This window comes from Comamonas sp. UBA7528, from assembly GCF_002479375.1.
In the GTDB taxonomy this organism is placed as follows: domain Bacteria; phylum Pseudomonadota; class Gammaproteobacteria; order Burkholderiales; family Burkholderiaceae_C; genus Comamonas.
In genome coordinates this window covers 101,255-125,986 of sequence record NZ_DLMU01000010.1, presented here as the reverse complement: position 1 = coordinate 125,986, position 24,732 = coordinate 101,255, and the positions used below count along the sequence as shown (strand labels likewise).

At 67.0% G+C, this 24,732-nt stretch carries 25 protein-coding genes; 6 read left to right on the top strand and 19 right to left on the bottom strand.

What is annotated here, in order from left to right:
• Window positions 1-84 precede the first annotated feature (84 nt).
• Genes ttcA through B3349_RS13550 form a run of 5 tightly spaced genes read right to left on the bottom strand, consistent with a single transcriptional unit; the run spans window position 85 to window position 3,291 of the window.
• Entirely contained in the window at window positions 85-1,059 is a 975-nt protein-coding gene (ttcA, locus tag B3349_RS13570; protein WP_291589412.1) for a tRNA 2-thiocytidine(32) synthetase TtcA, read from the bottom strand.
• Window positions 1,053-1,427, bottom strand: coding sequence for a dihydroneopterin aldolase (locus B3349_RS13565; protein ID WP_291589410.1), 375 nt, complete (start codon window positions 1,425-1,427; stop codon window positions 1,053-1,055). The genes ttcA and B3349_RS13565 overlap by 7 nt, the downstream gene beginning before the upstream one ends.
• Window positions 1,424-1,864: a dihydroneopterin aldolase gene (locus B3349_RS13560; protein WP_291589408.1), complete on the bottom strand. Its 441-nt coding sequence runs from the start codon at window positions 1,862-1,864 to the stop codon at window positions 1,424-1,426. Before B3349_RS13560 ends, B3349_RS13565 begins: the two co-directional genes overlap by 4 nt.
• Window positions 1,865-1,909: 45 nt before the next feature.
• A complete protein-coding gene (locus B3349_RS13555) occupies window positions 1,910-2,698 on the bottom strand; it encodes an SDR family oxidoreductase (protein WP_291589407.1) in 789 nt (262 codons plus the stop codon).
• Window positions 2,695-3,291 (bottom strand): hypothetical protein, encoded by a 597-nt coding sequence (locus B3349_RS13550; RefSeq protein ID WP_291589406.1) that lies wholly within the window; start codon window positions 3,289-3,291, stop codon window positions 2,695-2,697. The genes B3349_RS13555 and B3349_RS13550 overlap by 4 nt, the downstream gene beginning before the upstream one ends.
• A 110-nt stretch (window positions 3,292-3,401) precedes the next feature.
• Between B3349_RS13550 and B3349_RS13545 the strand changes: the two genes are divergently transcribed.
• From B3349_RS13545 to trxC, 3 genes are all read left to right on the top strand, one after another.
• Window positions 3,402-4,451: a class I SAM-dependent methyltransferase gene (locus tag B3349_RS13545; RefSeq protein ID WP_291589405.1), complete on the top strand. Its 1,050-nt coding sequence runs from the start codon at window positions 3,402-3,404 to the stop codon at window positions 4,449-4,451.
• A 22-nt stretch (window positions 4,452-4,473) separates the two neighbouring features.
• Window positions 4,474-4,680 (top strand): DUF2905 domain-containing protein, encoded by a 207-nt coding sequence (locus tag B3349_RS13540; RefSeq protein WP_066541035.1) that lies wholly within the window; start codon window positions 4,474-4,476, stop codon window positions 4,678-4,680.
• A gap of 96 nt (window positions 4,681-4,776) precedes the next feature.
• Window positions 4,777-5,217 carry a thioredoxin TrxC gene (gene trxC, locus B3349_RS13535; RefSeq protein WP_291589404.1) on the top strand — a complete coding sequence of 147 codons (441 nt, stop codon included), beginning with the start codon at window positions 4,777-4,779 and terminating at the stop codon, window positions 5,215-5,217.
• Window positions 5,218-5,274: 57 nt separating this feature from the next.
• Here the strand turns inward: trxC and B3349_RS13530 are convergent, their stop codons facing one another.
• The 8 genes from B3349_RS13530 to B3349_RS13495 all read right to left on the bottom strand — a co-directional run bounded on the left by B3349_RS13530 (window position 5,275) and on the right by B3349_RS13495 (window position 12,999).
• On the bottom strand, window positions 5,275-6,468 hold the full coding sequence (locus B3349_RS13530; protein ID WP_291589403.1) for an aminotransferase class V-fold PLP-dependent enzyme: 1,194 nt from the start codon (window positions 6,466-6,468) through the stop codon (window positions 5,275-5,277).
• Window positions 6,469-6,589: 121 nt separating this feature from the next.
• A complete protein-coding gene (locus tag B3349_RS13525) occupies window positions 6,590-6,910 on the bottom strand; it encodes a hypothetical protein (protein ID WP_291589402.1) in 321 nt (106 codons plus the stop codon).
• 157 nt (window positions 6,911-7,067) lie between these two features.
• Window positions 7,068-7,433: a hypothetical protein gene (locus B3349_RS13520; protein ID WP_291589401.1), complete on the bottom strand. Its 366-nt coding sequence runs from the start codon at window positions 7,431-7,433 to the stop codon at window positions 7,068-7,070.
• 63 nt (window positions 7,434-7,496) lie between these two features.
• Window positions 7,497-7,871, bottom strand: a complete 375-nt coding sequence (locus B3349_RS13515) for a DUF779 domain-containing protein (protein ID WP_291589400.1) — start codon at window positions 7,869-7,871, stop codon at window positions 7,497-7,499.
• Between the two features lie 67 nt (window positions 7,872-7,938).
• Entirely contained in the window at window positions 7,939-8,973 is a 1,035-nt protein-coding gene (gene adhP / locus B3349_RS13510; RefSeq protein WP_291589399.1) for an alcohol dehydrogenase AdhP, read from the bottom strand.
• Window positions 8,974-9,244: 271 nt separating this feature from the next.
• Entirely contained in the window at window positions 9,245-10,765 is a 1,521-nt protein-coding gene (gene exaC / locus B3349_RS13505) for an acetaldehyde dehydrogenase ExaC (protein ID WP_280011175.1), read from the bottom strand.
• 196 nt (window positions 10,766-10,961) lie between these two features.
• On the bottom strand, window positions 10,962-12,215 hold the full coding sequence (locus tag B3349_RS13500) for a multifunctional CCA addition/repair protein (protein ID WP_291589398.1): 1,254 nt from the start codon (window positions 12,213-12,215) through the stop codon (window positions 10,962-10,964).
• A gap of 67 nt (window positions 12,216-12,282) precedes the next feature.
• Entirely contained in the window at window positions 12,283-12,999 is a 717-nt protein-coding gene (locus B3349_RS13495) for a glutathione S-transferase family protein (RefSeq protein ID WP_291589397.1), read from the bottom strand.
• A 101-nt stretch (window positions 13,000-13,100) separates the two neighbouring features.
• Here B3349_RS13495 and queC point away from each other — a divergent pair, with 101 nt between their 5' ends.
• Window positions 13,101-13,805: a 7-cyano-7-deazaguanine synthase QueC gene (queC, locus tag B3349_RS13490; protein ID WP_291589396.1), complete on the top strand. Its 705-nt coding sequence runs from the start codon at window positions 13,101-13,103 to the stop codon at window positions 13,803-13,805.
• A 115-nt stretch (window positions 13,806-13,920) separates the two neighbouring features.
• Here the strand turns inward: queC and B3349_RS13485 are convergent, their stop codons facing one another.
• Window positions 13,921-14,352, bottom strand: a complete 432-nt coding sequence (locus tag B3349_RS13485) for a hypothetical protein (protein ID WP_291589395.1) — start codon at window positions 14,350-14,352, stop codon at window positions 13,921-13,923.
• A gap of 8 nt (window positions 14,353-14,360) precedes the next feature.
• Complete coding sequence (locus B3349_RS13480) at window positions 14,361-14,951, bottom strand: 5-formyltetrahydrofolate cyclo-ligase (protein WP_066541015.1); 591 nt, start codon at window positions 14,949-14,951, stop codon at window positions 14,361-14,363.
• Between the two features lie 14 nt (window positions 14,952-14,965).
• On the opposite strand from B3349_RS13480, the gene B3349_RS13475 reads away from it, so the two are divergent.
• Window positions 14,966-16,954 (top strand): lytic transglycosylase domain-containing protein, encoded by a 1,989-nt coding sequence (locus B3349_RS13475; RefSeq protein ID WP_291589394.1) that lies wholly within the window; start codon window positions 14,966-14,968, stop codon window positions 16,952-16,954.
• 160 nt (window positions 16,955-17,114) lie between these two features.
• Here B3349_RS13475 and B3349_RS13470 read toward each other — a convergent pair whose 3' ends face one another.
• Window positions 17,115-18,047 carry an MBL fold metallo-hydrolase gene (locus B3349_RS13470; RefSeq protein ID WP_291589393.1) on the bottom strand — a complete coding sequence of 311 codons (933 nt, stop codon included), beginning with the start codon at window positions 18,045-18,047 and terminating at the stop codon, window positions 17,115-17,117.
• A gap of 72 nt (window positions 18,048-18,119) precedes the next feature.
• Window positions 18,120-19,817 carry an AMP-binding protein gene (locus B3349_RS13465; RefSeq protein WP_291589392.1) on the bottom strand — a complete coding sequence of 566 codons (1,698 nt, stop codon included), beginning with the start codon at window positions 19,815-19,817 and terminating at the stop codon, window positions 18,120-18,122.
• A 189-nt stretch (window positions 19,818-20,006) separates the two neighbouring features.
• Here B3349_RS13465 and B3349_RS13460 point away from each other — a divergent pair, with 189 nt between their 5' ends.
• A complete protein-coding gene (locus tag B3349_RS13460; protein WP_291589391.1) occupies window positions 20,007-20,990 on the top strand; it encodes an esterase/lipase family protein in 984 nt (327 codons plus the stop codon).
• 42 nt (window positions 20,991-21,032) lie between these two features.
• On the opposite strand, the gene B3349_RS13455 is transcribed toward B3349_RS13460, so the two are convergent.
• Both B3349_RS13455 and phhA read right to left on the bottom strand, forming a co-directional pair.
• On the bottom strand, window positions 21,033-23,525 hold the full coding sequence (locus B3349_RS13455) for a DUF3772 domain-containing protein (RefSeq protein ID WP_291589390.1): 2,493 nt from the start codon (window positions 23,523-23,525) through the stop codon (window positions 21,033-21,035).
• A gap of 352 nt (window positions 23,526-23,877) precedes the next feature.
• Window positions 23,878-24,729, bottom strand: a complete 852-nt coding sequence (gene phhA / locus B3349_RS13450; protein WP_291589389.1) for a phenylalanine 4-monooxygenase — start codon at window positions 24,727-24,729, stop codon at window positions 23,878-23,880.
• Window positions 24,730-24,732: the final 3 nt, after the last annotated feature.

Here is a 24,732-nt window from a genome sequence, read left to right as displayed (position 1 = left end):
ACAGGTCAGCGGGCACAAAAAAGCCCCGCAGGGCGGGGCTGGATGCCGGGGCAGGCGGGGCCATGCCCAGAGGGCACAGGGCGGTCAGCCCAGTTGCACCACCTGCAGGCCTCCGGGCAGGGCGGAGGCGGTTGGCAGCTCTTCGTGGTCGAAAGCCATGTCGCCATTCGGGTCGGCAATGCCGGTGGCCTTGGCGTCCTTGAAGTTGTGCAGCTGCGGGTCCATCATGTGCGTGGTCACGACGTTGCCCATGGCGCGGAACATGCTCTCGATGCGGCCAGGGAACTTCTTGTCCCACTCGCGCAGCATTTCGCCGATGGCCACGCGCTGCAGGCCGTCCTGGCTGCCGCAGAGGTTGCAGGGAATGATGGGGAAGTTCTGGTACTGCGCCCAGCGGGTGGTGTCCTTCTCGGGCACATAGGCCATGGGGCGAATCACCACATGCTTGCCGTCGTCGCTGACCAGCTTCGGGGGCATGCCCTTCATGCGGCCGCCGTAGAACATGTTCAGCATCAGCGTCTGCACGATGTCGTCGCGGTGGTGGCCCAGCGCCACCTTGGTGCAGCCCAGTTCGTCGGCCACCTTGTACAGGATGGCGCGGCGCAGGCGCGAGCACAGGCCGCAGGTGGTCTTGCCCTCGGGCACCACGCGCTTGACCACGCTGTAGGTGTCCTGGGTTTCGATGTGGTAGTCCACGCCGATGGACTTGAAGTACTCGGGCAGGATGTGGTCGGGGAAGCCGGGCTGCTTCTGGTCCAGGTTCACGGCCACCAGGTCGAACTTCACCGGCGCGCGCTTTTGCAGCTTGCGCAGGATGTCCAGCAGCGTGTAGCTGTCCTTGCCGCCGGACATGCACACCATGATCTTGTCGCCTTCTTCAATCATGTTGAAGTCGGTGATGGCCTTGCCCACTTCGCGGCACAGGCGCTTTTCCAGCTTGATCTGTTCGCGTTCGATCTTGATTTTGCCGGGCTTGGCGTCGACGGCGGTGGTTTCGTCTGCCGCGGGTTCTTCGGCAATCCAGGGGTTGTCAGTCACAGCATTCATGGGGTTCACCATTGTCCGGTTTCGATGCGAATGGCCACTTCGCAGTCGTCAAAAATTTCCAGTTTCGCAATCTTCACGCGCACGCCGTATACACCGGGCAGCAGCATCAGGCGCTGGGCCAGCTTGCCGATCAGGCTCTCGAGCAGGTTCACATGCTCGGCGGTGCACTCGTCGATGATGATCTGGCGCACCTTGCGGTAGTCCAGCACATGGGTGATGTCATCGTCGTGCGGGCGCAGCGGCTGGGGGCCCAGGTTCAGCTCCGCGTCCACCTGAATCGGCTGGGGCGCGGTTTTTTCATGGGCCAGAATGCCCAGATTGGCGTTGAAACGCAGGCCGGTGAGGGTCAGCGTCTGGCTGCCTGTTGCAGCGTGGGTCATGGTTGTGCTTCGGTTAAAAGCGCTGCGGCGCCCGGGCGCAGACGGAAGGTCTCCACGCCCACGGCCTCGCAGTCGGGGTATACATCGGGTTTGCTGGTGGCCACGCGGGCGGCCACCACACCGGGGTGGGCCAGCAGCGCGTCCAGGATGGCATCGCCCAGGGTTTCCTGCAGCCCGATATGCCCTTGGCCCACGGCCTGGTGCACCACCTGGCGCACAAAGTCGTAATCCACCACTTCCTCGATGGCATCGCGCTGCGGCGTGCTGGTGTGCAGCGGCACGTACAGATCGATGTCAAAGCGCATGCGCTGGGGCGCTTCGCGTTCGAAACCGTGGATGCCGATGGACGCCTGCACCTGCAGGCCGCGCAGAAACAGCCGGCGGCATTGTGCCAGCAAGGCGGAAACAGCGTGCGGGCTGGGAAATGGCGAGGTCATGGGGAAGTGGTGAAAAAGTGGGCTTCTCGTGCGCTTTGCCGGTGTTCAAGCGTCGCTCTGGACCATGAACATCACGTCGCGCTCCAGCGGCACCAGATGCTGGCCATTGTCCACGCTGAGGGATACGCCCGTGATGGCCGGGTTTTCGGCCAGGAATACCGCCGTGCGCGCCACATCGGCTGCCGCCAGCGGGCGGCGCAGCAGGTTGACGCGGGCAGCGCGCTGGTAATTGGCTTCGCTCTGCGGGCCGCTGGGGTACATCAGTCCCGGTGACAGGCCCACCACCCGCACGGCGGGCGCCAGCGCCTGGGCCTGCAGCACCACGGCCCGCTCCAGCGCCAGCTTGCTCAGAGTGTAGGAGAAGTAGTCGGGGTTGAGGTTGTGCACCTTCTGGTCCAGCACATGGATGGCGACCGGGCTGTGGGGGCCGGCCAGCGGTGTCTGGCCCAGGCGCACCGCCCATTCGCCGGCCAGGGACAGCGGTGCCAGCGTGTTGGTGTGCAGCTGGCGGTCGACCCGGCCCCAGTCGAGGTGGAAGTCCTGGGCGCTGTCGGGCTCGAAGGTGGAGGCACTGTTGACCAGCGCCGTGGGCAGGGTGCCGGTGGCAGCGGTGAAGGCATCCAGCAGGGCGGGCAGGGCGGCGCGGTCGGCCAGATCCGCCTGCAGGGTCACGGCCTGCACGCCCAGGGCGCGCAGCTCGGTGCAGGTGGCCTCGGCCGCCTCGCTGCTGCGCAGATAGTGGCAGGCCACGTTCCAGCCGGCGCGGGCAAAGGCCAGACAGAATTCGCGGCCCAGGCGCAGGCCGCCGCCGGTGATCAGAACCCAGGGTGTCATGTGCGGGGGGCTTTCGTGTGCAGCGCGTGCCAGACGCCGGCCATGAAGAAGGACAGATCCTGGATGAAATACAGGCGCTGTGCCGGCTCCAGCAGGAAATCCTTGGGCAGGCTGCGGTAGAGGATCAGCGCCTGGCAGTCGCTGCCGTCGGCGCACTGCAGCTTGCCGGGGCTGGGGTTGAGCAGGTAGCCCTCGGCTTCGGCGCCCTGCAGGGTGTGGGACAGCGGGCCCAGGACAGGGTCGCCCAGCTGCACGCGCTCGTGCAACTGCTGGCCCAGGGTACGGGGAAAATCCTTGCCCAGCAGCTGGTGGGTCAGGCCCAGCAGCTTGGCGTCGCTGTTCTGGCCGAAAACCAGGGCCAGTACCACCACCAGCACCGGCAGTGACAGGGCGATGAGCTGCATGGCGCGCGAGGCCATATCGTCTTTTTGTGCCCAAAGCCCGTAGGCCAACATGGTCAGGCCGCCGACAACGACGACAATCATCAACCCGAAGATGACGACGCGCGCCCACAACGGCAGCACCAGCAGGCGCAGCCAGCGCAGCAATTCACTCGAAAGACCCAGTTGGTTGGTAGAGGCAGCGTCGCTCACAAGGCACACATTGAAGGTGGAAGGCCCAGGTCTTCCGTCGGGAAGAGACCTGCATGATGGAAAGCTCCGAAAGTTTACCGGGCGCCTTGGCGTCACACATCCAAAACACCATGGCCCAGCAGGGCGGCTGGCTGCCGTTCGACCGGTTCATGGCGCTGGCGCTGTACCAGCCGGGTCTGGGCTACTACGCCAACGACCGCGCCAAGTTCGGCCAGATGCCCCAGTCGGGCAGCGATTTTGTGACCGCGCCCGAACTGTCCCCCATTTTCGGCCAGTTGCTGGCCGTGCAGCTTGCCGAGGCGCTGGCCCGCACCGGTACCGACGAGCTGTGGGAATTCGGTGCCGGCACCGGCGCGCTGGCGCTGCAGGTGCTGCAGGCCTTGCAGGCGCTGGGCGTGCCCGTGCGCCGCTACACCATTGTCGATCTGTCCGGCACGCTGCGGGCGCGCCAGCAGGAGACGCTGGCCGAGTTTGCCGGTCTGGTGCACTGGGCGGATGCATTGCCGGAACAGTTCAGCGGTGTGGTGCTGGGCAACGAGGTGCTGGACGCGATGCCGGTGCAATTGCTGCAGCGCACCCAGGGGCGCTGGCATGAGCGCGGCGTGGTGGCGGACGGTGCCGGCTTTGCCTGGCAGGACCGGCTGACCGAGCTGCGCCCGCCGCTGGAGATCGACGGCGAGCACGACTACCTGACCGAGATCCATCTCCAGGGCGATGCCTTTGTCCGCACGCTGGGCGAGCGGCTGCAGCGCGGTGCGGCCTTTTTCATCGACTACGGCTTCGGCGAGAGCGAGTACTACCACCCGCAGCGCCACATGGGCACCTTGGTTTGCCACCACCTGCACCAGGTGGACAGCGATCCGCTGGACAAGGTGGGCCTGAAGGACATCACCGCCCACGTCAACTTCACCGGCACCGCCGTGGCGGCCCAGGACATCGGCTTTGACGTGCTGGGCTACACCACCCAGGCGCATTTCCTCATCAACTGCGGTCTGCAGCAGAAACTGGAGCAGCTCACGCTGGCGCAGCGCGCTCCTGCGCTCAAATTGATGCTGGAGCACGAAATGGGCGAGCTGTTCAAGGTGATCGGCCTGGTCAAGGGCGTGGAGGCCTGGGAGGCCCGCGGTTTTTCCCAGGGTGACCGCACCCACCGTCTGTGACGGCGAGAAAGGCCTCTCACCCATGATCCGCTGGATGCTGCTGATGTTCATGGTGCTGGTGCTGGTCAACAGCGCCACGGGCTGGGTGCGCAAGATCGGCCTGGGCCGGCTGCCGGGGGATGTCACCCTGCGCCTGCTGGGACGTGAGATTTTTCTGCCCTGCGCCAGTTCGGTGCTGCTGACGGTGGGGCTGTTCAGCCTGGTCAAGCTGGTGGCCTGGCTGATGTGAGCCGATCCCGGGCAGCTTGGGGCTTGCACCGGCTTGCAAAACCGGCATCCGGCGTCACCTGCAGACATTGCTTTCGACCACGGAACAAGGAACCGCATGACCACGCCCGAGACCCTGCACATCGTTTGCCCCCATTGCCACAAGACCAACCGGGTGGCCACCGGGCAACTGGCCAGCGCGCCCGGTTGCGGCAGCTGCCACCAGCCGCTGTTCACCGGTGCTCCGGTCGAACTGGATGCCGACAGCTTTGCCCGGCAGGTGGGGCGCAACCAGATTCCGGTGGTGGTGGACTTCTGGGCCCCCTGGTGCGGCCCCTGCCGCATGATGGCCCCGGGCTACGCCCAGGCCGCCCGGCAGATGGAGCCGGCCGTGCGCTTTGCCAAGCTGGACACGGAGGCCTTCCCCCATGTGGCCGCACCGTTCAACGTGCGCAGCATTCCCACCATGATCGTCTTCAAGGGCGGCCAGGAAGCCGCCCGCGTCTCCGGTGCCATGCCGCCCGGCGAGATCGTGCGCTGGGTGCAGTCGGTGGTGTAGGCCCCAGGCGGGCAGTCCAGGAATGGAAGGCCGGCGGGCGCCAGGCCACGCCGCTGCTCAGACCGGTGCGGTCTGCGAAGCAGCCAGTCGCTGCAAGGCCGACACCAGCGCGGTGATGTCCGCGTCGCTGGTGTGCCAGGCCACCGAGGCGCGCACCACGGCGGTCAGGCCCCGGGCCTGCATGTCCAGCGGGGTGTAGCCCATGCCGCTGGCGGCCACCTGGATGTCCTGGGCCAGCAGTGCCTGCTGGACCTGGGCGGGGGTGTAACCCTCCAGTGTGAAGGGCACGATGCCGCAGCCCGCAGGCGCATCCGGCAGGCTGTGCAAGCGCAGTCCCGGCACCTGCGCCAGGGCGGCACGCAACTGGGTGGCGCCCTGGGCAATGGCGGCAAAGCGCTGCGGCCAGCCCTGGGTCTGTGCAGTGTCCAGGGCGGCCAGCAGGCCGAGCCGCAGGGCCATGGAGGCTTCCGACTGCTCCAGCACCCGCGCGTCCTGGCGCATCGCTGGCCCGGTGGGCGTGATGGGGCAGGACACATGGTCCACCGTCATGGGCTGCAGCCGGGCAACAAAACCGGGTTTCAGGTACACCAGCCCGGTGCCGCGCGGGCCGCACAGCCATTTGCGGCCGGGGGCCGTCAGCGCATCGCACTGCAGCGCCTGGACGTCCACGGGGATGTGGCCCAGCGCCTGGGCCGCGTCCACGATGTAGGGAATGCCGTGGCGGGCACAGAGCTGGCCCAGGGCGGTGGCGTCATACACCGTGCAGCCGTTGGCCGGAACCCAGGTGAGGGCGACCAGCTTGACGCGCGCATCCAGCGAGGCCTGCAGCGCCGCCATGTCCAGTGCGCCGCCGGGCGTGCAGGGCATTTCCTCGACCACGCAACCGGTGCGTGCCTGCAACTGGCGCAGCATGGCGTAGTTGCCGCCCCACTCCCCAGGCGTGACCAGCACGCGGTCACCGGCCTCCAGCGGCAGCGCACCTACGACGGCGCACCAGCCGTGGGTGTTGCCTGTGGTCAGTGCGATATCGGCAGGCTGGCAGTGCAGCAGTTCGGCCAGCCGGGCATAGAGCTGCTGGAGCTGGGGCTGCACCTGCTGGGAGGCGATGTAGGCGCCCAGCGCCTGCTCGCGCTGCATGTAGTGGGAGACGGCGTGGAGCACGCTATCCGGCATCAGACCGCCGGCGGCTTGGTTCAGGTAGTGCATGGAGTCGGGGGGCAGGCCTGCCCGGGTGGCAGGGTGTGCCTCCATGCTACCGCGTGGCGGTGCTCGGCCGGTCCCAACGTCGGGCGCTGACCGTGTTTTCTGGGCAGGGTGCGCATCGCCGCCCCGGACGGCCGGATGGCCCCCTGCGGGGTCTGGCTTGCGGAGCTCAGCTCCAGGAGCGGCCGGAGCCCAGTTGCTGCCAGGCTGCCGGCGCCGGTATGCCGTGCTGGAATACCCCATCCCAGGCAATCAGCGCTTGCTGGCGCGGCGGCTGGCCCAGTTCGTCGGTCAGCAGCAGTTCGGCGCAGGCATAGACGCGGGAGATCAGGCCTTCCCGGGTACGGGCGCGCACCAGCAGGCCGGGCAGGCTGCTGCTGGTGGCGCTGTAACAGCCGGTAGCGGAATTCCGCTGGACCTGCACACGCAGCAGCAGGACTGCACCTTGGCGGCCGCACCAGCGCCACAGCGGAAAGCCTACGGGATACATCGTTTTCTCCTGCCCGTCGCGATGGACCGCGGGCGTGATTGCGGGGGCAGCACATCTCCAAAACGGGGGCGCTACTGCCAAGATTGCGTGTATCGTGCGGCGCCCAGATGAATATTGGATGAATGCGGGAGCGGAAGTGGGGGCTTGCCCGGGGCGTTCAGCAGCGCAGCACCGTGTAGCGCAGGCGGGCCAGGGACAGGGTGTGCTCGGCTTCGGCCTTGAGGTCGGGTTTGGCGCGTCTGGCGGCGCGCTCCAGCATCGGCAGGCGGGTATCCAGGGCGCTGCATTCCAGCTTGGCCGCAAAGGACAGCTGGCTTCGACGTGCCGCGATGGCCAGCTGTTCAGGGGTGAGGTTGAGGTTGGGCGACAGCGCCACGGGTCGCAAGGGCTGGGTGGCAGGGGCGGATTCCGGGCGGTACAGCAGTTGCAGGCGCGTGTCTTCCGCCGCCAGGCTGGCCGCATGGCTGCCGCCGAGGCCCAGGCTCAGCGCAATGCCAAGGATCACAGCGTGCAGGGAGGGCATGGTGGTGCGCAGGTGGAAGGAGACCCTCCATGGTGCGCGCGGGACAGGGGCATGGCGCAGGCGTCAGCCGGGTTCGGACGTCCGCAACGTGGCCAGTTCCGCGTCGGTGAACACGCGCGACCGGGTGAGAAAGGCCTTGCCCTCCGGCCCTTCCAGCGAGAAGGTGCCGCCGCCGTGGGTCTCGATCACGTCGATGATGAGCTGGGTGTGCTTCCAGTAGGCGAACTGCGAGACGCTCATGTAGAACGGCAGGCCGCCAATCGTGCCCAGCTGTATGTCTCCGGGGCCGATGGTCAGTTCCCCTTCGATATAGCAGTTGGCTGCGCTGTTGTCGCAGCAGCCGCCGGACTGGTGAAAGAACAGGTGCGGCCCGTGCTTGGTCCGGAGCAGTTCGATCAGCTCCAGCGTCGCCGGGGTGGCAATGACACGCTCGACCATGGTTGTCTCCTGTGAATGCACCGCCACCAGCGGAAGCTGCTGGCGGTGCAGGCGCTGCAGCCGGGGCTCAGGTGGCGATGTCCAGCACCACCCGGCCTTCGATCTGGCCCTGGTGCATGCGGGCAAAGATGTCGTTGATGTTTTCCAGCTTGTCGGTCGAGACTGTGGCTTTCACCTTGCCCTGGGCGGCAAAGTCCAGCGACTCCTGCAGGTCCAGCCGGGTGCCGACAATGGAGCCGCGCACCGTGATGCCCTTGAGCACCATGCTGAAGATGGGCAGCGGGAAGTCGCCCGGAGGCAGGCCATTGAGCGCAATGGTGCCGCCGCGGCGCACCATGCCCAGCGCCTGCTCGAAGGCCTTGGGTGACACGGCCGTGACCAGCACGCCGTGCGCCCCCTCGATTTCCTTTTGCAGGTAGGCCGCCGGGTCGGTTGTCTTGGCGTTCACCGTCACCGTGGCGCCCAGCTGCCGGGCCAGATGCAGCTTGGTATCGTCGATGTCCACGGCCGCCACATTGAAGCCCATGGCCTTGGCGTATTGCACGGCCATATGGCCCAGCCCGCCCACGCCGGAGATCACCACCCAGTCGCCGGGTTTGGCTTCCGTCATCTTCAGGCCCTTGTAGACCGTGACGCCGGCGCACAGCACGGGCGCAATCTCGACAAACCCCACATTCGCTGGCAGGTGGCCCACATAGTTGGGGTCGGCCAGCGCATAGTCGGCAAAGCCGCCGTTGACCGAGTAGCCGGTGTTGGTCTGCGATTCGCACAGCGTTTCCCAGCCGCCGATGCAATGCCGGCAGAAGCCGCAGGCACTGTGCAGCCAGGGCACGCCCACGCGGTCGCCTTCCTTGACGTGCTTGACGTTCTTTCCCACCGCTGCCACATAGCCCACGCCTTCGTGGCCGGGAATGAAGGGCGGATGGGGTTTGACCGGCCAGTCGCCTTCGGCAGCGTGCAGATCGGTGTGGCAGACCCCCGAGGCGGCGATCTTCACCAGGATCTGGTCGTCGGCCGGGCGGGGGACCGGCATTTCTTCGATGGTCAGCGGTTTGCCAAAAGCGCGCACCACGGCAGCTTGCATGGTCTGGGGAAGCGTCATCCGAACATCTCCTTGAAGCAAGGGGCGCAGCCGCCATGAGGCCGGATACGCCCAGGGCAAGAGCCTGCACATTCCAGGTCTGTGTCTGCTGAGATGGCAGGGCATAGGGCACCTGGGCCAGGCTGCCCGGTGCGGCATCCATCGTGGAAACCGACAAAAGGTAGGTTGCCGTGGTGCAGCTTGCGCACCATCGGCATGGGTGTCAAGTGCGGGGAGACTGGGGAGGGTGCCTGCTGCAGGCCTTGTCTGACCTGCAGCAGGAAACAGGGCTTCAGAAGAAGCCGAGTTTCTGCTCGGAGTAGGAAACCAGCAGGTTCTTGGTCTGCTGATAGTGGGACAGCATCATCTTGTGGTTCTCCCGTCCCACACCTGATTCCTTGTAGCCGCCGAACGCAGCGTGTGCCGGGTAGTGGTGGTAGCAGTTGGTCCACACGCGGCCGGCCTTGATGGCGCGGCCCATGCGGTACGCCACATTGCCGTTGCGGCTCCACACGCCCGCACCCAGGCCGTAGAGGGTGTCATTGGCCAGGGCCAGGGCTTCTTCCTCGGTTTTGAAGGTGGTCACGGCCAGCACGGGGCCGAAGATTTCCTCCTGGAAGATCCGCATCTTGTTGTGGCCCTTGAAGATGGTGGGCTGCACGTAGTAGCCGCCTTCCAGCTCCGGGCCCAGCTGGGCCTGGGCGCCGCCGATCAGCACCTCGGCGCCTTCCTGCTTGCCCAGGTCCAGGTAGGACAGGATCTTGGTCAGTTGCTCCTTGCTGGCCTGCGCGCCCATCATGGAGCTGGGGTTCAGCGGGTCGCCATGCTGGATGGCTGCCACGCGTTTCAGCACCCGTTCCATGAACTTTTCATAGATGGACTCCTGGATCAGCGCACGGCTGGGGCAGGTGCAGACCTCGCCCTGGTTGAAGGCAAACAGCACCAGGCCTTCGATGGCCTTGTCCAGAAAGCTGTCGTCCTGGTCCATCACATCGGCAAAGAAGATGTTGGGCGACTTGCCGCCCAGCTCCAGGGTGGCCGGAATCAGGCTGTTGGCCGCTGCCTGGGCAATCACCCGACCGGTGCTGGTGGAGCCGGTGAAGGCGATCTTGGCAATGCGCTTGCTGGTGGCCAGCGGCATGCCGGCTTCGCGGCCAAAGCCGTTGACGATGTTCAGCACGCCCGGTGGCAGCAGGTCGCCGATCAGGCTGACCAACACCAGGATGGAGATGGGGGTGGATTCCGCGGGCTTCAGCACCACGCAGTTGCCGGCGGCCAGTGCGGGAGCCAGTTTCCAGGCGGCCATCAGAATGGGGAAGTTCCAGGGAATGATCTGCCCGACCACGCCCAGCGGCTCGTGGAAGTGGTAGGCCACGGTGTCGTTGTCGATCTGGCTGATACCGCCTTCCTGGGTGCGGATGGCCCCTGCAAAGTAGCGGAAATGGTCGGCCGACAGCGGGATGTCGGCATTCAGCGTCTCGCGGATGGCCTTGCCGTTGTCGATGGTTTCCACATAGGCCAGCAGCTCGCGGTTGGCATCGATGCGGTCGGCAATCTGCAGCAGGATGTTGCTGCGCTCGGTGGCCGAGGTCTTGCCCCAGGCATCGGCTGCCGCATGGGCGGCGTCCAGCGCCTTGTCGATGTCGGCGGCCGTGCCCCGCGCCACCTTGGTGTAGACCCTGCCGTTGATGGGCGTGACCACGTCGAAATACTCGCCATTGCCGGGAGGCACCCACTGGCCGCCGATGTAGTTGTCGTAGCGGTCTTGGTATTTGTGCAGCGCACCGGACTGACCGGGAAGGGCATAGGCCATGGCAAATCTCCAGCAACAAAGGGACACAGGGGGTGGATGGGCGTGGGTGTGCTCCCACGAGGCTGTGGGACCCAACCCCTCCATATTCCTCCGTCGCCCTGCCGCCGGGAGAGGCGGTTTTCCCTTGCGGGTGTTCCCGCAGCGCAGCACACATCTCTGGCAGTTTGCACAGGCCTGGCTTCCGCCTGGCGCGGGTTCAGTCCGCCGGCTGCGGGGCGCGCAGCGCGGCCGCTACCGCCTGTTCGCGGGCCTGGGCCACGGCGTCGCCAACGGCCTTGCCTTTCAGCCCCCGCTGGGCTGCCGCCAGGGCTACGGGCGCGGTCTCCACGGCCAGAGCGGCATCCAGCGCGGCCTGCAGACGCGGGCGCTGGGGGTAGGCCGCGTTGTCAAAGCCGGTGCGCCCGCGCGCATCACATTCACAGGCCAGCAGGACCTCGGCAAAGCGCGCCGGCTTGCGGATGGCATCGCAGCGTTCCAGCAGGCGCAGCACGGCGGCGGCATTCAGCTCGCTGCTGCGGTGGATGTTGCCGTGCTCGCGCGCCACCACATCGGCCAGCTCCCGGCAGTCATTGGGCACGCGCCAGCGCTCGCACACGCCCTGCAGCAGCCGGGCGCTGCGCTGCTCGTGGCCGATGTGGCGTGGCAGCACATCGGCCGGCGTGGTGCCCTTGCCGAAATCGTGGCACAGGCAGGCAAAGCGCACCGTCAGCGGGGTGTCAAGACGGGCCGCCATGTCCAGCACCAGCATGGCGTGCACGCCCGTGTCCACCTCGGGGTGGTATTCGGCGCGCTGGGGCACGCCCCACAGGCGGTCCAGCTCCGGCAGCACGCGCTGCAGGGCGCCGCAGTCGCGCAGCAGGCCGAACATGCGCGAGGGCTGTGCTTCCATCAGCCCGCGGCTGATCTCCTGCCAGATGCGTTCGGGCACCAGGTGGTCGGCCTCGCCGGCGTCCACCATCTCGCGCATCAGCTGCAGGGTTTCGGGGGCCAGCGTGAAATCGCTGAAACGCGCCGCAAAGCGTGCCACGCGCAGGATGCGCACCGGGTCTTCGCGGAAGGCGTCGGTCACATGGCGCAGCACCCGGGCCGCCAGATCGGCCTGGCCGCCATAGGGGTCGCACAAGGCGTCTGTGTTCTCCCAGTCCGCTGGCGCGGCGATGGCATTGATCGTCAGATCGCGCCGCGCCAGGTCTTCCTCCAGCGTCACATCGGGGGCGGTGTGCACCACAAAGCCGCGGTAGCCGTGGCCGTTTTTGCGCTCGGTGCGGGCCAGCGCATATTCCTCGTGTGTGTCGGGGTGCAGAAACACCGGAAAGTCGCGCCCCACCGGGGTGTAGCCCCGGGCCACCATGTCCTCGGGCGTGGCGCCCACCACCACCCAGTCGGTGTCGTGCAAAGGCCGCCCCAACAGGCGGTCGCGCACTGCGCCGCCAACCATATAGATCTTCATGGCCGAAGTGTAGACGGGGCACCGCTGCTGGACCCCGGCGCAGCCCGCTGGGGCGCCGCGCAGTGCGTCAGGGCTGGGGCAGGCTCCGTTCGGCCAGCATCCCGCTGGCGGTGCGGTAAGGCTCCTCGAACTCGCGGAAGTCTTTTTCCTCCAGCGCGGCACGGGTCCACTCGCGCACGGACGGCAGGGCCAGTACGCGCTGCACATAGGGCTGGATGTGCTGGGGCAGCGGCAGGGCGTAGCGGTCCAGCCGCAGACAGACCGGGGCGAAGAAGGCATCGGCCGCGCAGAAGTTGCCAAACAGCAGGGGGCCGCCGTGGGTGGACAGCTGCTGGCCCCACATGTCGATCAGGCGGTAGACATCGTCGCGGACCCCGGCCTGCTCGGCCCAGATCCGGGCGCCCACTTCGGGCAGATGGGCTTCCACATTCATGGGGCAGTGGCTGCGCAGCGCGGTGAAGCCGCTGTGCATTTCGGCGCACAGGCTGCGGGCCCGGGCCCGGTCGGCCACCGGGGTGGGCCAGATGCCCGCCTGCGGAAAGCGCTCGGCCAGGTATTCGGTGATGGCCAGGGTGTCCCAGATGGCCAGCCCGTCGTCCACCAGCAGCGGCACCTTGCCGGTGGGGGCCAGCCCCAGCATCGTCTGCTTGAAGTGCGAATCCGGGGCAAAGCTGTCGAAGCGCACCTTCATCTCTTCAAACGGAATGCCCAGCTGGTGCAGTACCAGCCAGGGCCGCAGCGACCAAGATGAGTAGTTCTTGTTTCCTATGTACAGCTGAAGCATGGGCCGACCTTTCTGTGCCGAGAATGCGTGCAGGGGGCGGGGGTGCGCATGATGTCCTACTGTAGCCGCAGCGCTACATTTGCGGTGTGTAATCGGGCGCTATGCATACCTCGGCCCTTGTCATGTTTTCGGGCGGTCAGGACTCCACCACCTGCCTGGCCCACGCCCTTTCCAAGTACGACCGCGTCGAAACCCTGGGTTTCGACTACGGCCAACGCCACCGCGTGGAGTTGCAGGCGCGCCACACCGTGCGCGACCGGCTGCGCGTTCAGTTCCCGCAGTGGGCGTCCCGGCTGGGCGAAGACCATGTGCTGACGCTGGATGTGCTGCAGCAGATCGGCGGCTCGTCGCTGACCGAGGACGTGGCCTTTGCCATGCAGGCCGATGGTCTGCCCAACACCTTTGTGCCCGGGCGCAATCTGCTGTTTCTGACCTTGGCCGGTGCACTGGCCTACCGGCGCGGGCTGCAGGTCATCGTCACCGGCGTGTGCGAGACCGATTTTTCCGGCTACCCCGACTGCCGCGACGACACCATGAAGGCCATGCAGCTGGCGCTGAACCTGGGCCTGGAGCGGCGGCTGCGCATCGAGACGCCGCTGATGTGGATCGACAAGGCCCAGACCTGGCAGATGGCCCAGGACCTGGGGGGAGAGGCGCTGGTGGAGCTGGTCGTGCGCGACACCCACACCTGCTACCAGGGCACGCGCGATGTGCTGCACGACTGGGGCTACGGCTGCGGCAGCTGCCCGGCCTGCGAACTGCGCGCCAAGGGTTGGCAGCGCTGGCGGGCGGCGGCCGCGGCCTGAAGCCTGCCGCGCCGCCGATGGGGCGCCGCAGTGCTGCGTTTCTTCCACGGCTGCAGCCCCAGCGGAGTGGACACCACCTTGCGCCGTGCCCGAGAGTACGTTTGGGACGTGTGGATCAACGTCCCGTGCGGTGGTCCTGTCGGGGGCGCAGGCCCCGTTCCTGCAGCTCGCCCTGCAAGGCGGTGAGCTGGGCGGCCAGCCAGGCCTGGCTTTCGGGGAGCTCCCGCAGGCAGTCCCAGAGGGCATGGTGCTGGTCCGGTGTCAGCGCCTGCGGGCCCTGGCTGCGGCCAATGGCCATCAGACGCTGTGCTTCGGCGTAGGTGATGCGCGGCCCGGATGCCAGGGCTGGGCTGTCTTCCGCAGGGCTGCTGAGGTCCGGGGCCTGGGGTGCAGCGCCAGAGGGCGCAAACTCCGCAACAGGGGCGGCGGCGGCAGGCGGTGCGGGAGGCTCCACATCCAGTTCGGCAAACAGGTCGCGCGTGGCGTCCATGCCCTGCCCGCTGGCGGCGCGGGCGTCGTTGGCAGCGGGGCGGGTGGGGCTGGTCATGGCGGGCCTCAGCGCGTGGGCAGGTCCGGCAGCGGCCAGACCACGCCGTTGTCGTTCAGCAGGGCGTCCAGCGGCTGGTCGTGGGCCTCGGGTTCGAAGTCGTCCACATAGGCTTCGCGAAAGCCCAGGCCCACGGTGAAGGGCTTGGGCCGCAGCGTGGCCAGGGTGCGGTCGTAGAAGCCGCCGCCATAGCCGAGGCGGTAGCCGCCGGTACCGTAGCCCACGCAGGGCACAAACAGCAGCGTGGGCTGGATCACCTCGGTGTCCTTGGGCTTGGGAATGCCGTAGGCGTCTTCTTCCATGGGGCAGCCCGGGTACCAGACGTGGAAGGTCAGTGTCTTGTGCTCCTTGTTGATCACCGGCAGGCCGATGCGGCGGCGCAGGGGTTTGTCCAGCAATTCCCCGTCCTCCTTCCAGCGGTGCAGAATGGGCAGCGGATCGAATTCGCCCTTGATGGGCCAGTAGGCACCGATCACGGTGTCCGGGCGGTCCACCAACCAGATGCGCATCACCTGCTGCAGCAAGTCGCTGCGATGTAGGCGGTCTTCCATATTCCGGCGCTGTTCCACCAATCGGCGGCGTAGGGCTGTTTTGTCCATCACATAATTCCCCCATGCATTGGCTGAAGATTCTGACACCGCTTTGCGCGGCCTCCCTGCTTTCCGTCGCCCCCTCTTTGGGTTTTACCCAGACGACGGGGGATGATGTGCTACTGCAAATGCAGCAAGCCTTCCGCAAGGGCGACAAAGCCGCGCTGGCGCGGCTGTTGCCGGCCGCCCAAGGCCATGCGCTGGAGCCCTGGGCCGCGTACTGGGAGCTGCGTGTCCGTCTGGATTCCGCCACACCGCAGGAAGTCCAGGCCTTTTTGCAGCGCTGGCGCGGCACTTACCAGGAAGACCGCTTGCGCAACGACTGGCTGCTGCAGTTGGGCAAGAACCGCGACTGGGCGACGTTTGCGCAGCAGCACGCCGATTTCCGCATGCAGGACGACCGCGAAGTGCGCTGCTATGCGCTGACTGCGGATCTGCTGCAGGGCAAGGCACCGCAGAACGTGGCACAGGAGGCCGTGCGGCTGTGGCACACGCAGGGCGCCAACGACGATGGTTGCGCGAACCTGGCCGCCACGCTGTACGCCAACAAGCAGCTCAAGGAAGAGGTCATCTGGCAGCGTGCGCGCCTGGGCGCCGAGCTCAACCGCCAGGGCCAGACCAGCCGTGCCGTGGGCATCGTCGCGCCGGAGATGCAATCCCAGGTGGGCGATGTGTTTGCCTCGCCCATCAAATACCTCAGCGGTACCAGCAAGAACGCGCGCGGCAATGTGCGGCGCGAACTGGCCCTGCTGGCCATCATCCGCATGGCCGCCAACGACCCGTCCCAGGCCGCCGACCAGATGAACGCGCGCTGGGCCAACCAGTTGCGCACCGAGGAGCGCAACTGGGCCTGGGGCGTGATCGGCAAGATGGCCGCTCGCAAGCTGGACCCCACGGCCGTGACCTACTTTGACAAGGTCACGCGCAGCAGCGATCTGGATGACGACGCCCTGGCCTGGAAGACCCGCGCCGCGCTGCGCGCCGGCAACTGGAGCCTGGCCCGCAAGGCCATCGACGGGATGAGCAGCACTGCCCAGGCCGACCCGAGCTGGGTTTACTGGAAGGCCAAGGCGATCGCCTCCGGCCGCGTGGTGACCGAGCACGAAAAGAACGAATCGCGCGCCCTGTTCGAGCGCATTGCCGGCGTGGACGGCTTTTACGAACAACTGGCACTGGAGGAGCTGGGCCAGCGCGTGACCGTGCCGCCTGCCCCACAGCCGCTGACGCCGGCGGAAAAGGACGCTGCCGAGAAAAACCCCAGCCTGACCCGCGCGCTGTACGCCATCCGCATGGGGCTGCGCAGCGAAGGCGTGCGCGAATGGAACTACGCCACCAACCTGCACGACAGCGGCGGCATGGGCGACCGTGCGCTGTACGCCGCCGCCGACCGTGCCTGCCGCGCCCAGGTGTGGGACCGCTGCATCAACACCAGCGAACGCACCCGCGGGTTCATGGACTGGAAGCAGCGCTACCCCATGCCTTTCCAGGAGACGGTGCTGGCACGTGCCGGCAACATCGGGCTGGACCCGGCCTATGTCTATGGCCTGATCCGCCAGGAGAGCCGCTTCATCATGGATGCGCGCTCCGGTGTGGGCGCCTCCGGCCTGATGCAGGTGATGCCTGCCACGGCCAAATGGACGGCGCGCAAAATCGGCATGAGCGACTTCACGCCCGGCATGATCAATGACCGCGACGTCAACATCCAGATCGGCACTGCCTACCTGAAGCTGGCGCTGGACGATTTCCAGGGTTCCATGGCCATGGCCGCTGCCGGCTACAACGCCGGCCCCGGGCGCCCGCGCAACTGGCGCAACGGCCCGGTGCTGGACGGCGCCATCTGGGCCGAGAACGTGCCGTTCACCGAAACACGTGACTATGTGAAGAAGGTGCTGGCCAACACCACCAACTACGCCGCATTGATCACCGGCCAGCCCCAGAGCCTGCGCGCGCGCCTGGGCACCGTCGGGCCCAAGCCGGTGGAGGCACCGGCCGACAACGCCGAGCTGCCGTGACTCCTCGTGTCCACCGGCACGCTGCTGGCGCTGGCTGCGACGCTGGTGCTGGGCTGGCGTGCCAGACAGCCCTGAGCTAGGCGCGCCTGCGGTGGACCGCAAGCCGCTTTCCATGCCGTGAGACGGGGGAAGGCGGCTTTTTTCATGGGGTGCAAAACCGTCAGCGGTTGTACAGCACCCCGTCGCGCACGGCGGCGGCACCGGAGCGCTCCAGCTCGTGCACCAGGCTCTGTGCCCAGGCGGTGGGCGTGTCGGCGGCAAAGTAGCGGGTGTGCAGCGTGCGGAAGTAGGGGGTGGCCAGCATCCACCGGAGGGCGTCGGCGGTGGCAATCTGCTGCCATTCCAGCAGCTTGTACTTGAGCAACACCTTGGCGGCGTAGCGTGCGTGCTTGCGCGGATCGGCCACAAAGCCTGCCAGCTTGCGCCGCGCTTCGGCCAGGGCTGCAGCCACATCGGTGAACAGCGCGCCGTGGCCCGGCAGCACCACGGCGGGTTGCAGTGCCTCGATGATGTCCAGCGTGGCGCCCACTTCGTCAAAAGCGTGGATGCCTTCGATCTCGGGGAAGACCACACCAAAGCCGTGTTCCCACAGGGCATCGGCCGAGATCAGCAGCCGCCGCTCGGGTTCGAACAGGATGACGGAGTGCGGGTCGTGGCCCGGTGCCGCATGCACCTGCCAGGAGTGGCCGCCCAGTTGCACCTCGGTGCCGGGCTGCAACAGTCCATCCGCGCGAAAGCGCGGACAGTCCTGGCCGGTGGGGCGGTAGCTCAGCCGTTCCTCGTCCCAGGCGCGGATGGCGGCGGCTTCGCCGGGGGGGATCCAGGTCTGCACGTCCGGGTAGGCGGCCTGCAGCGCGGCATTGCCGCCACAGTGGTCGCTGTGCAGATGGGTGTTCAGGATACGCTTCAGTGGCTGGGCACCCAGGCTGTCCTGCACCAGGGCCACGGTCTGCTCGGCATGGAGGCAGTAGCCGGTGTCCACCAGCGCGGCGGCGCTGTCAGGCCCGCTCGCCTGGAACAGGTAGTTGTTGGCGGACAGCCAGCCGCGTTCGAGGACAGTGATTTCAGGCCAGAGCAGGGGGGCAGCAGTCATGCAGTCTCAGCAAAGCAAACCCCGCGCCACCGGAGCTGGGTGCGGGGCATAGAGGAGGCACAGCGGGCAGGATCAATGCGGCGCTGGCGCAGCCGGACTGCGCAGTTCGCGCCGCAGGATCTTGCCCACATTGGTCTTGGGCAGCTCGTCGCGGAACTCCACGAAGCGCGGGCATTTGTAGCCCGTGAGGTGGGCGTGGCAGTGGCGAATCACCGCTTCTTCGGTCAGCGACGGGTCATTGCGCACCACGAACACCTTCACGGCTTCGCCCGAATGTTCGTCCGGCACTCCGATGGCCGCACATTCCACCACGCCGGGGCACAGGGAGATGACGTTCTCGATCTCGTTGGGGAAGACGTTGAAGCCACTGACCAGGATCATGTCCTTCTTGCGGTCGATGATGCGGGTATAGCCTTGCTCGTCCATGACGCCGATGTCGCCGGTGCGCATGAAGCCGTCGGCGGTGAAGGTCTTGGCGGTTTCCTCAGGCTGGTTGTAGTAGCCGGCCATCACGTTGGGGCCGCGGATGCAGATTTCGCCGGATTCGCCCAGCGGGCGGTCGTTGCCCGCGTCGTCCTTGATGGTGATGTCGATGCCCGGCAGCGGCAGGCCGATGCTGCCGGTGAAATGCTGGGAGGTCACCGGGTTGTTGGTGCCGATGGCGCAGGTCTCGCTCATGCCCCAGCCTTCGATCATGGGGCAGCCCGTCACCTGCTGCCACTGCTTGGCCGTGCCTTCGCTGGCGGCCATGCCACCGGCCTGCGAGGCGCGCAGCTGTGAAAAGTCCAGCGTGCGGAACTTGGGGTTTTGCAGCAGGGCGTTGAACAGCGTGTTCACTGCAGGCAGGAGGTGGAATGGCCGCTTGGCCAGCACATCGACAAATTTGGGGATGTCGCGCGGGTTGGGAATCAGGCTCAGGCTGGAGCCCTGGCGAATGGCGAGCAGGCACAGCGTGAGCGCGAAGATGTGGTACAGCGGCAGTGCGGCGATGCTGTGGACTTTCGACAGGTCGGGCAGGCCCTTGAGCGCGGGGGCAAACCAGGCTTCGGCCTGCAGCGTGGCGGCGATGATGTTGCGATGGGTCAGCACCGCGCCCTTGGACAGGCCGGTGGTGCCGCCGGTGTACTGCAGGAAGGCGATGGAGTCGTGCGTGGCCTGGCTGGGCTGCAGCGTGCGGTTGGCGCCCTGGGACAGCGCATCGCGGAAGTGGGTGAGCGTGCGCCCTTGCAGCGGCAGATCGAAGGGCGGCACCATCTTGGCCAGGTGGCGCACGGCAAAAGTGATCCAGCGGCCGAACACCGGGCCCAGCAGATCTCCCATGGAGGTCAGGCAGACATGCCGGACCTGGGTGCGCTCCAGCACCTGGGCCAGCGTGTGGGCAAAGTTCTCCAGAATCACGATGGCCGTGGCGCCGGAATCCTTGAGCTGGTGTTCCAGTTCGCGCGGGGTGTAGAGCGGGTTCACATTCACGCAGGTGTAGCCGGCACGCAGCACGGCGGCCATGGTCACCGCGAACTGCGGCACATTGGGCAGCATGATGGCCACGCGAGCACCGGGCTCCAGCCCCAGGGTTTGCAGCCAAGCGCCCAGGCGGGCGGAGAGCCGGTCCAGCTCGGCATAGTCCATCCACACATCCATGCAGACCGAAAACGGATGGCTGGCATGGCGCTTGAAGGACTCCTCCAGCAAATCGGCCACCGAGCGGTACTGGGTGGTGTCTATGTCAGAGGGCACGCCTTCGGGGTAGTGCTGCAGCCAAATGCGATCCATGCTTTCTCCTGTTGCGGGGAAATGGGTGACAAAAAGTGTGTCCATTCTGTGTAGCTGCCGGGGCTGCGCCATCGGGCTTGTCCTAGGGATTAGGGAAGGTCCGCAAAGGTGGCGCGGGGCGGCACAGGCCTGCATGGTCACAATGCAGGCAGGAGGAACTGACCCATGGTGGCCTGGTGGTTGCGGGGAATGACGTTGCTGAATCTGGCGGTGCTGGTGGTCTGGCTGGCCTGGGTCTGGCCGCAATCGGTGCCATGGGCGCTGGGTGGGGCGTTGCTGTGGGCGCTGGCGGGGCGCTGGTGGCTGGGGCAGCAGTTTGTCTGCCTGGCCCTGGTGCGGCGCAGCCGGGGCGAGCCGCCGCTGCCGCTGGCGACGCTGTTGCGGGCCTGGAATGCGGAATGCCGCGTGTCGCTGCGCGCCTTTGGCTGGGATATGCCCTGGGCCGAACACGCCCAGGCGGACTATGTGCCCGACCGTCCGCCGGGCCGGCCCGTGGGCAGCGCAGGCGTGGTGCTGGTGCATGGCTGGCTCTGCAACCGTGCCATCTGGGCCGATGCGCTGCACCAGCTGCGTGCCGCAGGGGTGCCCTGTATTGCGGTCAGCATGCCGTTGCTGTTGCACCGTGTGGGCACGGGCCGGACGGTGCTGGATGGGGCCGTTCGGCGCATGCAGGCGGCTACGGGCCGGGCACCGGTGGTGGTGGCGCACAGCATGGGGGGGCTGGTGGTGCGCGACTGGTTGCGCAGCCTGACGGATGCCGATGCCCCCCACCGCCCGCAGCAGGTGGTGACGGCGGGCAGCCCCCACCACGGCACCTGGATGGCTTGCTGGGCACTGGGGCCGAATGTGGCGCAGATGCGCCCCGGCAACACCTGGCTGCAGCAACTGCAGCGGGACGAGGCCCGGCCCGGCAGCACGGCCAGCCGGGTGCAGTGGCACTGTGCGCTGTCCGATGCGGACAATATGGTCTTCCCCGGCACCACGGCCTTGCTGGAAGGCGCCACGCCGCTGTGGCTCAACGGCATGGCCCATGTGGAGATGCTGCAGGCCCCGGCGCTGTGGACGCTGGTGCGCCAACTGGTGGCGCAGGAGCCACAGGCCCGGCCAGCGGGGCGCCCGATGGGTGGGATGGAGACCGGGACTGCGCAGGCCGAGGACCGGTCCATCATGTAGAAGGCTGTACCCGGCGCTGCCTGTGCGCAAGGCGGTGCGGGGTCAGGCGGTTGGCGTATGGCTGGCGGGCTCAGGCGCAGCGTGCGTGGTCGGGGGCACCGGCGCCGCATCGGCCCGGTCGCGCACCAGGTGGATGTCCGTGGCCGAGGACAGCGCAATGCCTTGCTCGGCGGTCTGGCGCAGCAGCTCGAACAGCAGGTCGCTGCGCGTGCTGTAGACCTGGCGCGGGCTGGAGACATGGCCGAAACTGGTGATGTTGATCACGCTGCCGCTGAGCGAATCCACGTACATCGACGGAGCCGGGGCCTCCAGCACGGCTTCGTGGCTGCGGTAGATGCCCAGCAGCAGTGCCTTGAGGCGGACCACATCGGTGCTCAGCGGCACCGCAAAAGCGATGGAAATGCGGCCCAAGGCGCCGTCCATCGTCAGGTTCTGCACGGACTTGGTGATCAGCTCGGAGTTGGGAACGATCAGTGTGGACTTGTCGTCGGTCTGGATTTCGGTGGCCCGCACGCTGATGCGGCGGATATCGCCCACCTGGTCGCCGATGCGCACGCGGTCACCCAGCTTCACCGGGCGCTCGGCCAGCAGGATCAGGCCGGAGACAAAGTTCTGCGTGATGGCTTGCAGGCCGAAACCGATACCCACGGACAGCGCGCTGGCCAGCAGCGCCACTTTTTCAAAGCCGATGCCCAGTGCGGCCAGCGTCCACAGGCCCGAGAGGATGATGCCCACATAGCGGGCCACCGTGCTGATGGAGTTGCGCGCGCCGATGTCCAGATCGGTCTTGGGCAGATAGGTTTCCACCAGCCAGTGCTGCAGCACGCGGAAGACGGTCAGGCCGATCACCAGCACCACCAGTGCGCGGCCGATGGCCATGGGCTTGAGCACGGTGTCCCCTATCGGCAGCCCGCCCTGGGCGGCGCTGGCCGTCCAGCCCAGCAGGCTGCTGGCGTTGCCAAAAGGCGCGGTCAGTGCGGCCAGGCCCAGCAGCAGCAGGCTGACGCGCAGCAGGGCCGACAGCAGCACACCTACCTGTTCCACCCGGGTGGGGCGCAGGCCCATGCCCTGGGCCAGGCCGCGGCCGGTGCGGCTGTCCGGCGAGAAGAACCAGGTGCACAGGTCATCGGCGAACTTCATCAGCAGCGACGTGGCCAGCACCACCACGGTGATCCACACCATCTGCGTGGCCACGAACACCGAGAAGTTCAGATAGCCCAGCAGGGCGGCCACCAGTGCGGCCAGCACCGTCAGATGCCCTCCCAGCCAGGCGAACATCAGCCAGCTGCTGCGCTGCACGGGACGGCCAGCGTCGCCGTGTTCGCCCTTGGTGGCGGGCGCGGCCAGGCGCTGGCGCTGCTGGGTGATGGTGACCAGCACCGACAGGATCAGGCCCACATAGGTCAGCGCGATCAGTCCGTCCAGTGCCACCGTGCTCACCGTGCTGGTGCGTGCGGCAATGTCCACGGCATTGAGCATCATGGCGAACCAGGTCAGGAAGGCGGCGCCCCAGGCGTAGCGGGTGAGGGTGGGGGCGGCAATGTCGTCGATGGCCAGCAGGCGCCAGCTGGGGCGTTTGGGCACCAGCGTGCTGGCGCTGATGGACAGGAAGAAGGCCGCCACAAAGGCCGCCTGGATCCAGGCATCGGCCACGCTTTGCAGGCGCGGCGTGACGGCATCGATGGCGCGCAGGTGTTCGATGAACACCAGGCTGGCCAGGCCGGGCAGCACCGTGCCCACCAGCAGCAGCCACACGGCCAGGCCGGTGCGGCGCAGGCGGCCATCCGGAGCGCGTTCCGACGCCGCATAGCGGTAGCCCAGGTGGCGCAGTCCCATGCGCAGCGGGAACAGCAGCAGCAAGGCCAGCACGATGCCGCGCAGCGGTACGGCCCAGCCGTGTTCGGCAATCGCCGCGCGGAAGGTGGTCTGGCCCAGGCGGGTGAGCGCGCTGATGCGCTGCAGGTCCAGCGGAAGCTGTTCGGAAAACTGTTTCCACAGTGCGGGCGACAGGGGCGACAAGGCCTTGCTGGCGATCTGGGCATTGAACTGCTGGGTGCGCAGCTTCTCAATGGATTCGGCCGTCTGGGCGGCTTCCACCGACAGCAGCTTGCCGCGTTTGATGGCGGAGTCCAGATCGCCATGCTCCTGGGCCAGTTCCTTGCGCTGGCGGGTGAGTTCGGTGCTTTCCTCCGCTCCTTCGACCTTGGTGCCGAGCTGTTCCACCCGCTGGTCCAACTGCTTGAGCAGCGGCTCCAGGGCGGTGACGGCGGCATCGGCGTCGCGTTTGGATTTCAGCGCCTGCTCGGCCAGGACCTGCAGCGTGTCCGAGGTCTCGGCATCGTCCAGCGATTTGCGCACCTTGTCGAGCGCGGCAGCGGCGGCCTGGATCTGTGCCTGCGGCGTGGCCTGGGGCTCGGGGGGAAGCAACGCATCGGCGGCATGGGCCTGGACCATGCAGCCCAGCAGGGCCAGGTGCAGGACCAGCAGCCAGCGCAGCAGGCGGGCGTGGCAAAAGGACAGGATGGAAGTCGGCACAGTCAAAGCAGTGAAAAACGATGGATTCAGTGGGTGGTCGCAGGCGCTGCGCGCGGCACAGCCATGCCGGCCGGCGCATAAAAACCGATGGTCGTGACTATAGGCACTGTACGTGCATAGCGGTTTCGGCGTGTGACGCCTGGGCGGGGCGGTGCCGTTGTTGCAGGCTCCAGGTCAGCAGAGGCAGGCCTTGTACGGCGCACCGGCAGGAGCGGAGCGCCGGCGTGCTGCTTTCAAAAGGCGAGCTGCAGGTGGGTTGTACGCTCTGTTTCTGAAGCAAATGCACACCAAATGAAGCACGATCGCACAGCAATTGCTATGAAAAACATACTGCCTCCAGGGCCTGTCTCTGTCAGACAGGCATGCTGATTTCGCCCGGCAACCGTTCGTCGGCGGCAATTTCCGGCAACTGGCGCAGCCGGTCATACAGCGGTGCAAAGTCGGTGCTGGCAAAGTCCAGCAGCTGTTGCAGGTGGTCGATGACGAAATAGGTGTGCTGGTAATCGTCGATACGGTAGCGCGTGCGCATGGTGCGCTCCAGCTGCAGTGGCAGGCGCTGGGGAATGGGGCTGCTCACGCTGTAGGCCAGCTCGCCGGCGGAGCTGAGGATGCCCGCACCATAGGCTTTGATGCCGTCGGCTTCGCGCACCAGGCCGAATTCGATGGTGTACCAGTACAGGCGCGCCAGCAGCTCGGTGGCGCCAAGATCGGCGGCCTTGAGTCCCCCTGCGCCATAGGCCTGCATGTAGTCGGCCAGCACCGGATGAAACAGCAGTGGCACATGGCCGAACAGGTCGTGAAAGATGTCCGGCTCGACGATGTAGTCCAGTTCATCCCGGGTGCGGATCCAGTCGGTGACCGGAAAGCGGCGCTGGCTGAGCAGGCGGAAGAAATCCACTTCCGGAATCAGACCGGGCACGCCGACGATCTGCCAGCCGGTGGCGGCCTGCAGGCGGGTGTTGATGTCCTCGAAGTGCGGAATGCGTTCGGACGCCCCGAGCAGGGGCAGGCAGGCAATGAAGTCGCTGCTGGCACGCCCTGGCAGCAGCGCCCGCTGGCGTGCATACAGCTGGCGCCAGGTGGCGTGCTCCACCTCAGTGTAGGCCGCATAGTTCTGCGTGCAGGTGTAGTCGCTGGCCGCACGGCTGTAGTCTCCGCGCGGCGGGCGGCTGGACTGGCCGTAGACGACAGGTCGGACTTCCATGGT

Coding starts and splice junctions, on each gene's coding strand:
- ttcA (WP_291589412.1), bottom strand. CDS start 1,059: ATGGTGAACCCCATGAATGCTGTGACTGACAACCCCTGGATTGCCGAA.
- B3349_RS13565 (WP_291589410.1), bottom strand. CDS start 1,427: ATGACCCACGCTGCAACAGGCAGCCAGACGCTGACCCTCACCGGCCTG.
- B3349_RS13560 (WP_291589408.1), bottom strand. CDS start 1,864: ATGACCTCGCCATTTCCCAGCCCGCACGCTGTTTCCGCCTTGCTGGCA.
- B3349_RS13555 (WP_291589407.1), bottom strand. CDS start 2,698: ATGACACCCTGGGTTCTGATCACCGGCGGCGGCCTGCGCCTGGGCCGC.
- B3349_RS13545 (WP_291589405.1), top strand. CDS start 3,402: ATGGCCCAGCAGGGCGGCTGGCTGCCGTTCGACCGGTTCATGGCGCTG.
- B3349_RS13540 (WP_066541035.1), top strand. CDS start 4,474: ATGATCCGCTGGATGCTGCTGATGTTCATGGTGCTGGTGCTGGTCAAC.
- trxC (WP_291589404.1), top strand. CDS start 4,777: ATGACCACGCCCGAGACCCTGCACATCGTTTGCCCCCATTGCCACAAG.
- B3349_RS13530 (WP_291589403.1), bottom strand. CDS start 6,468: ATGGAGGCACACCCTGCCACCCGGGCAGGCCTGCCCCCCGACTCCATG.
- B3349_RS13525 (WP_291589402.1), bottom strand. CDS start 6,910: ATGTATCCCGTAGGCTTTCCGCTGTGGCGCTGGTGCGGCCGCCAAGGT.
- B3349_RS13520 (WP_291589401.1), bottom strand. CDS start 7,433: ATGCCCTCCCTGCACGCTGTGATCCTTGGCATTGCGCTGAGCCTGGGC.
- B3349_RS13515 (WP_291589400.1), bottom strand. CDS start 7,871: ATGGTCGAGCGTGTCATTGCCACCCCGGCGACGCTGGAGCTGATCGAA.
- adhP (WP_291589399.1), bottom strand. CDS start 8,973: ATGACGCTTCCCCAGACCATGCAAGCTGCCGTGGTGCGCGCTTTTGGC.
- exaC (WP_280011175.1), bottom strand. CDS start 10,765: ATGGCCTATGCCCTTCCCGGTCAGTCCGGTGCGCTGCACAAATACCAA.
- B3349_RS13500 (WP_291589398.1), bottom strand. CDS start 12,215: ATGAAGATCTATATGGTTGGCGGCGCAGTGCGCGACCGCCTGTTGGGG.
- B3349_RS13495 (WP_291589397.1), bottom strand. CDS start 12,999: ATGCTTCAGCTGTACATAGGAAACAAGAACTACTCATCTTGGTCGCTG.
- queC (WP_291589396.1), top strand. CDS start 13,101: ATGCATACCTCGGCCCTTGTCATGTTTTCGGGCGGTCAGGACTCCACC.
- B3349_RS13485 (WP_291589395.1), bottom strand. CDS start 14,352: ATGACCAGCCCCACCCGCCCCGCTGCCAACGACGCCCGCGCCGCCAGC.
- B3349_RS13480 (WP_066541015.1), bottom strand. CDS start 14,951: ATGGACAAAACAGCCCTACGCCGCCGATTGGTGGAACAGCGCCGGAAT.
- B3349_RS13475 (WP_291589394.1), top strand. CDS start 14,966: ATGCATTGGCTGAAGATTCTGACACCGCTTTGCGCGGCCTCCCTGCTT.
- B3349_RS13470 (WP_291589393.1), bottom strand. CDS start 18,047: ATGACTGCTGCCCCCCTGCTCTGGCCTGAAATCACTGTCCTCGAACGC.
- B3349_RS13465 (WP_291589392.1), bottom strand. CDS start 19,817: ATGGATCGCATTTGGCTGCAGCACTACCCCGAAGGCGTGCCCTCTGAC.
- B3349_RS13460 (WP_291589391.1), top strand. CDS start 20,007: ATGACGTTGCTGAATCTGGCGGTGCTGGTGGTCTGGCTGGCCTGGGTC.
- phhA (WP_291589389.1), bottom strand. CDS start 24,729: ATGGAAGTCCGACCTGTCGTCTACGGCCAGTCCAGCCGCCCGCCGCGC.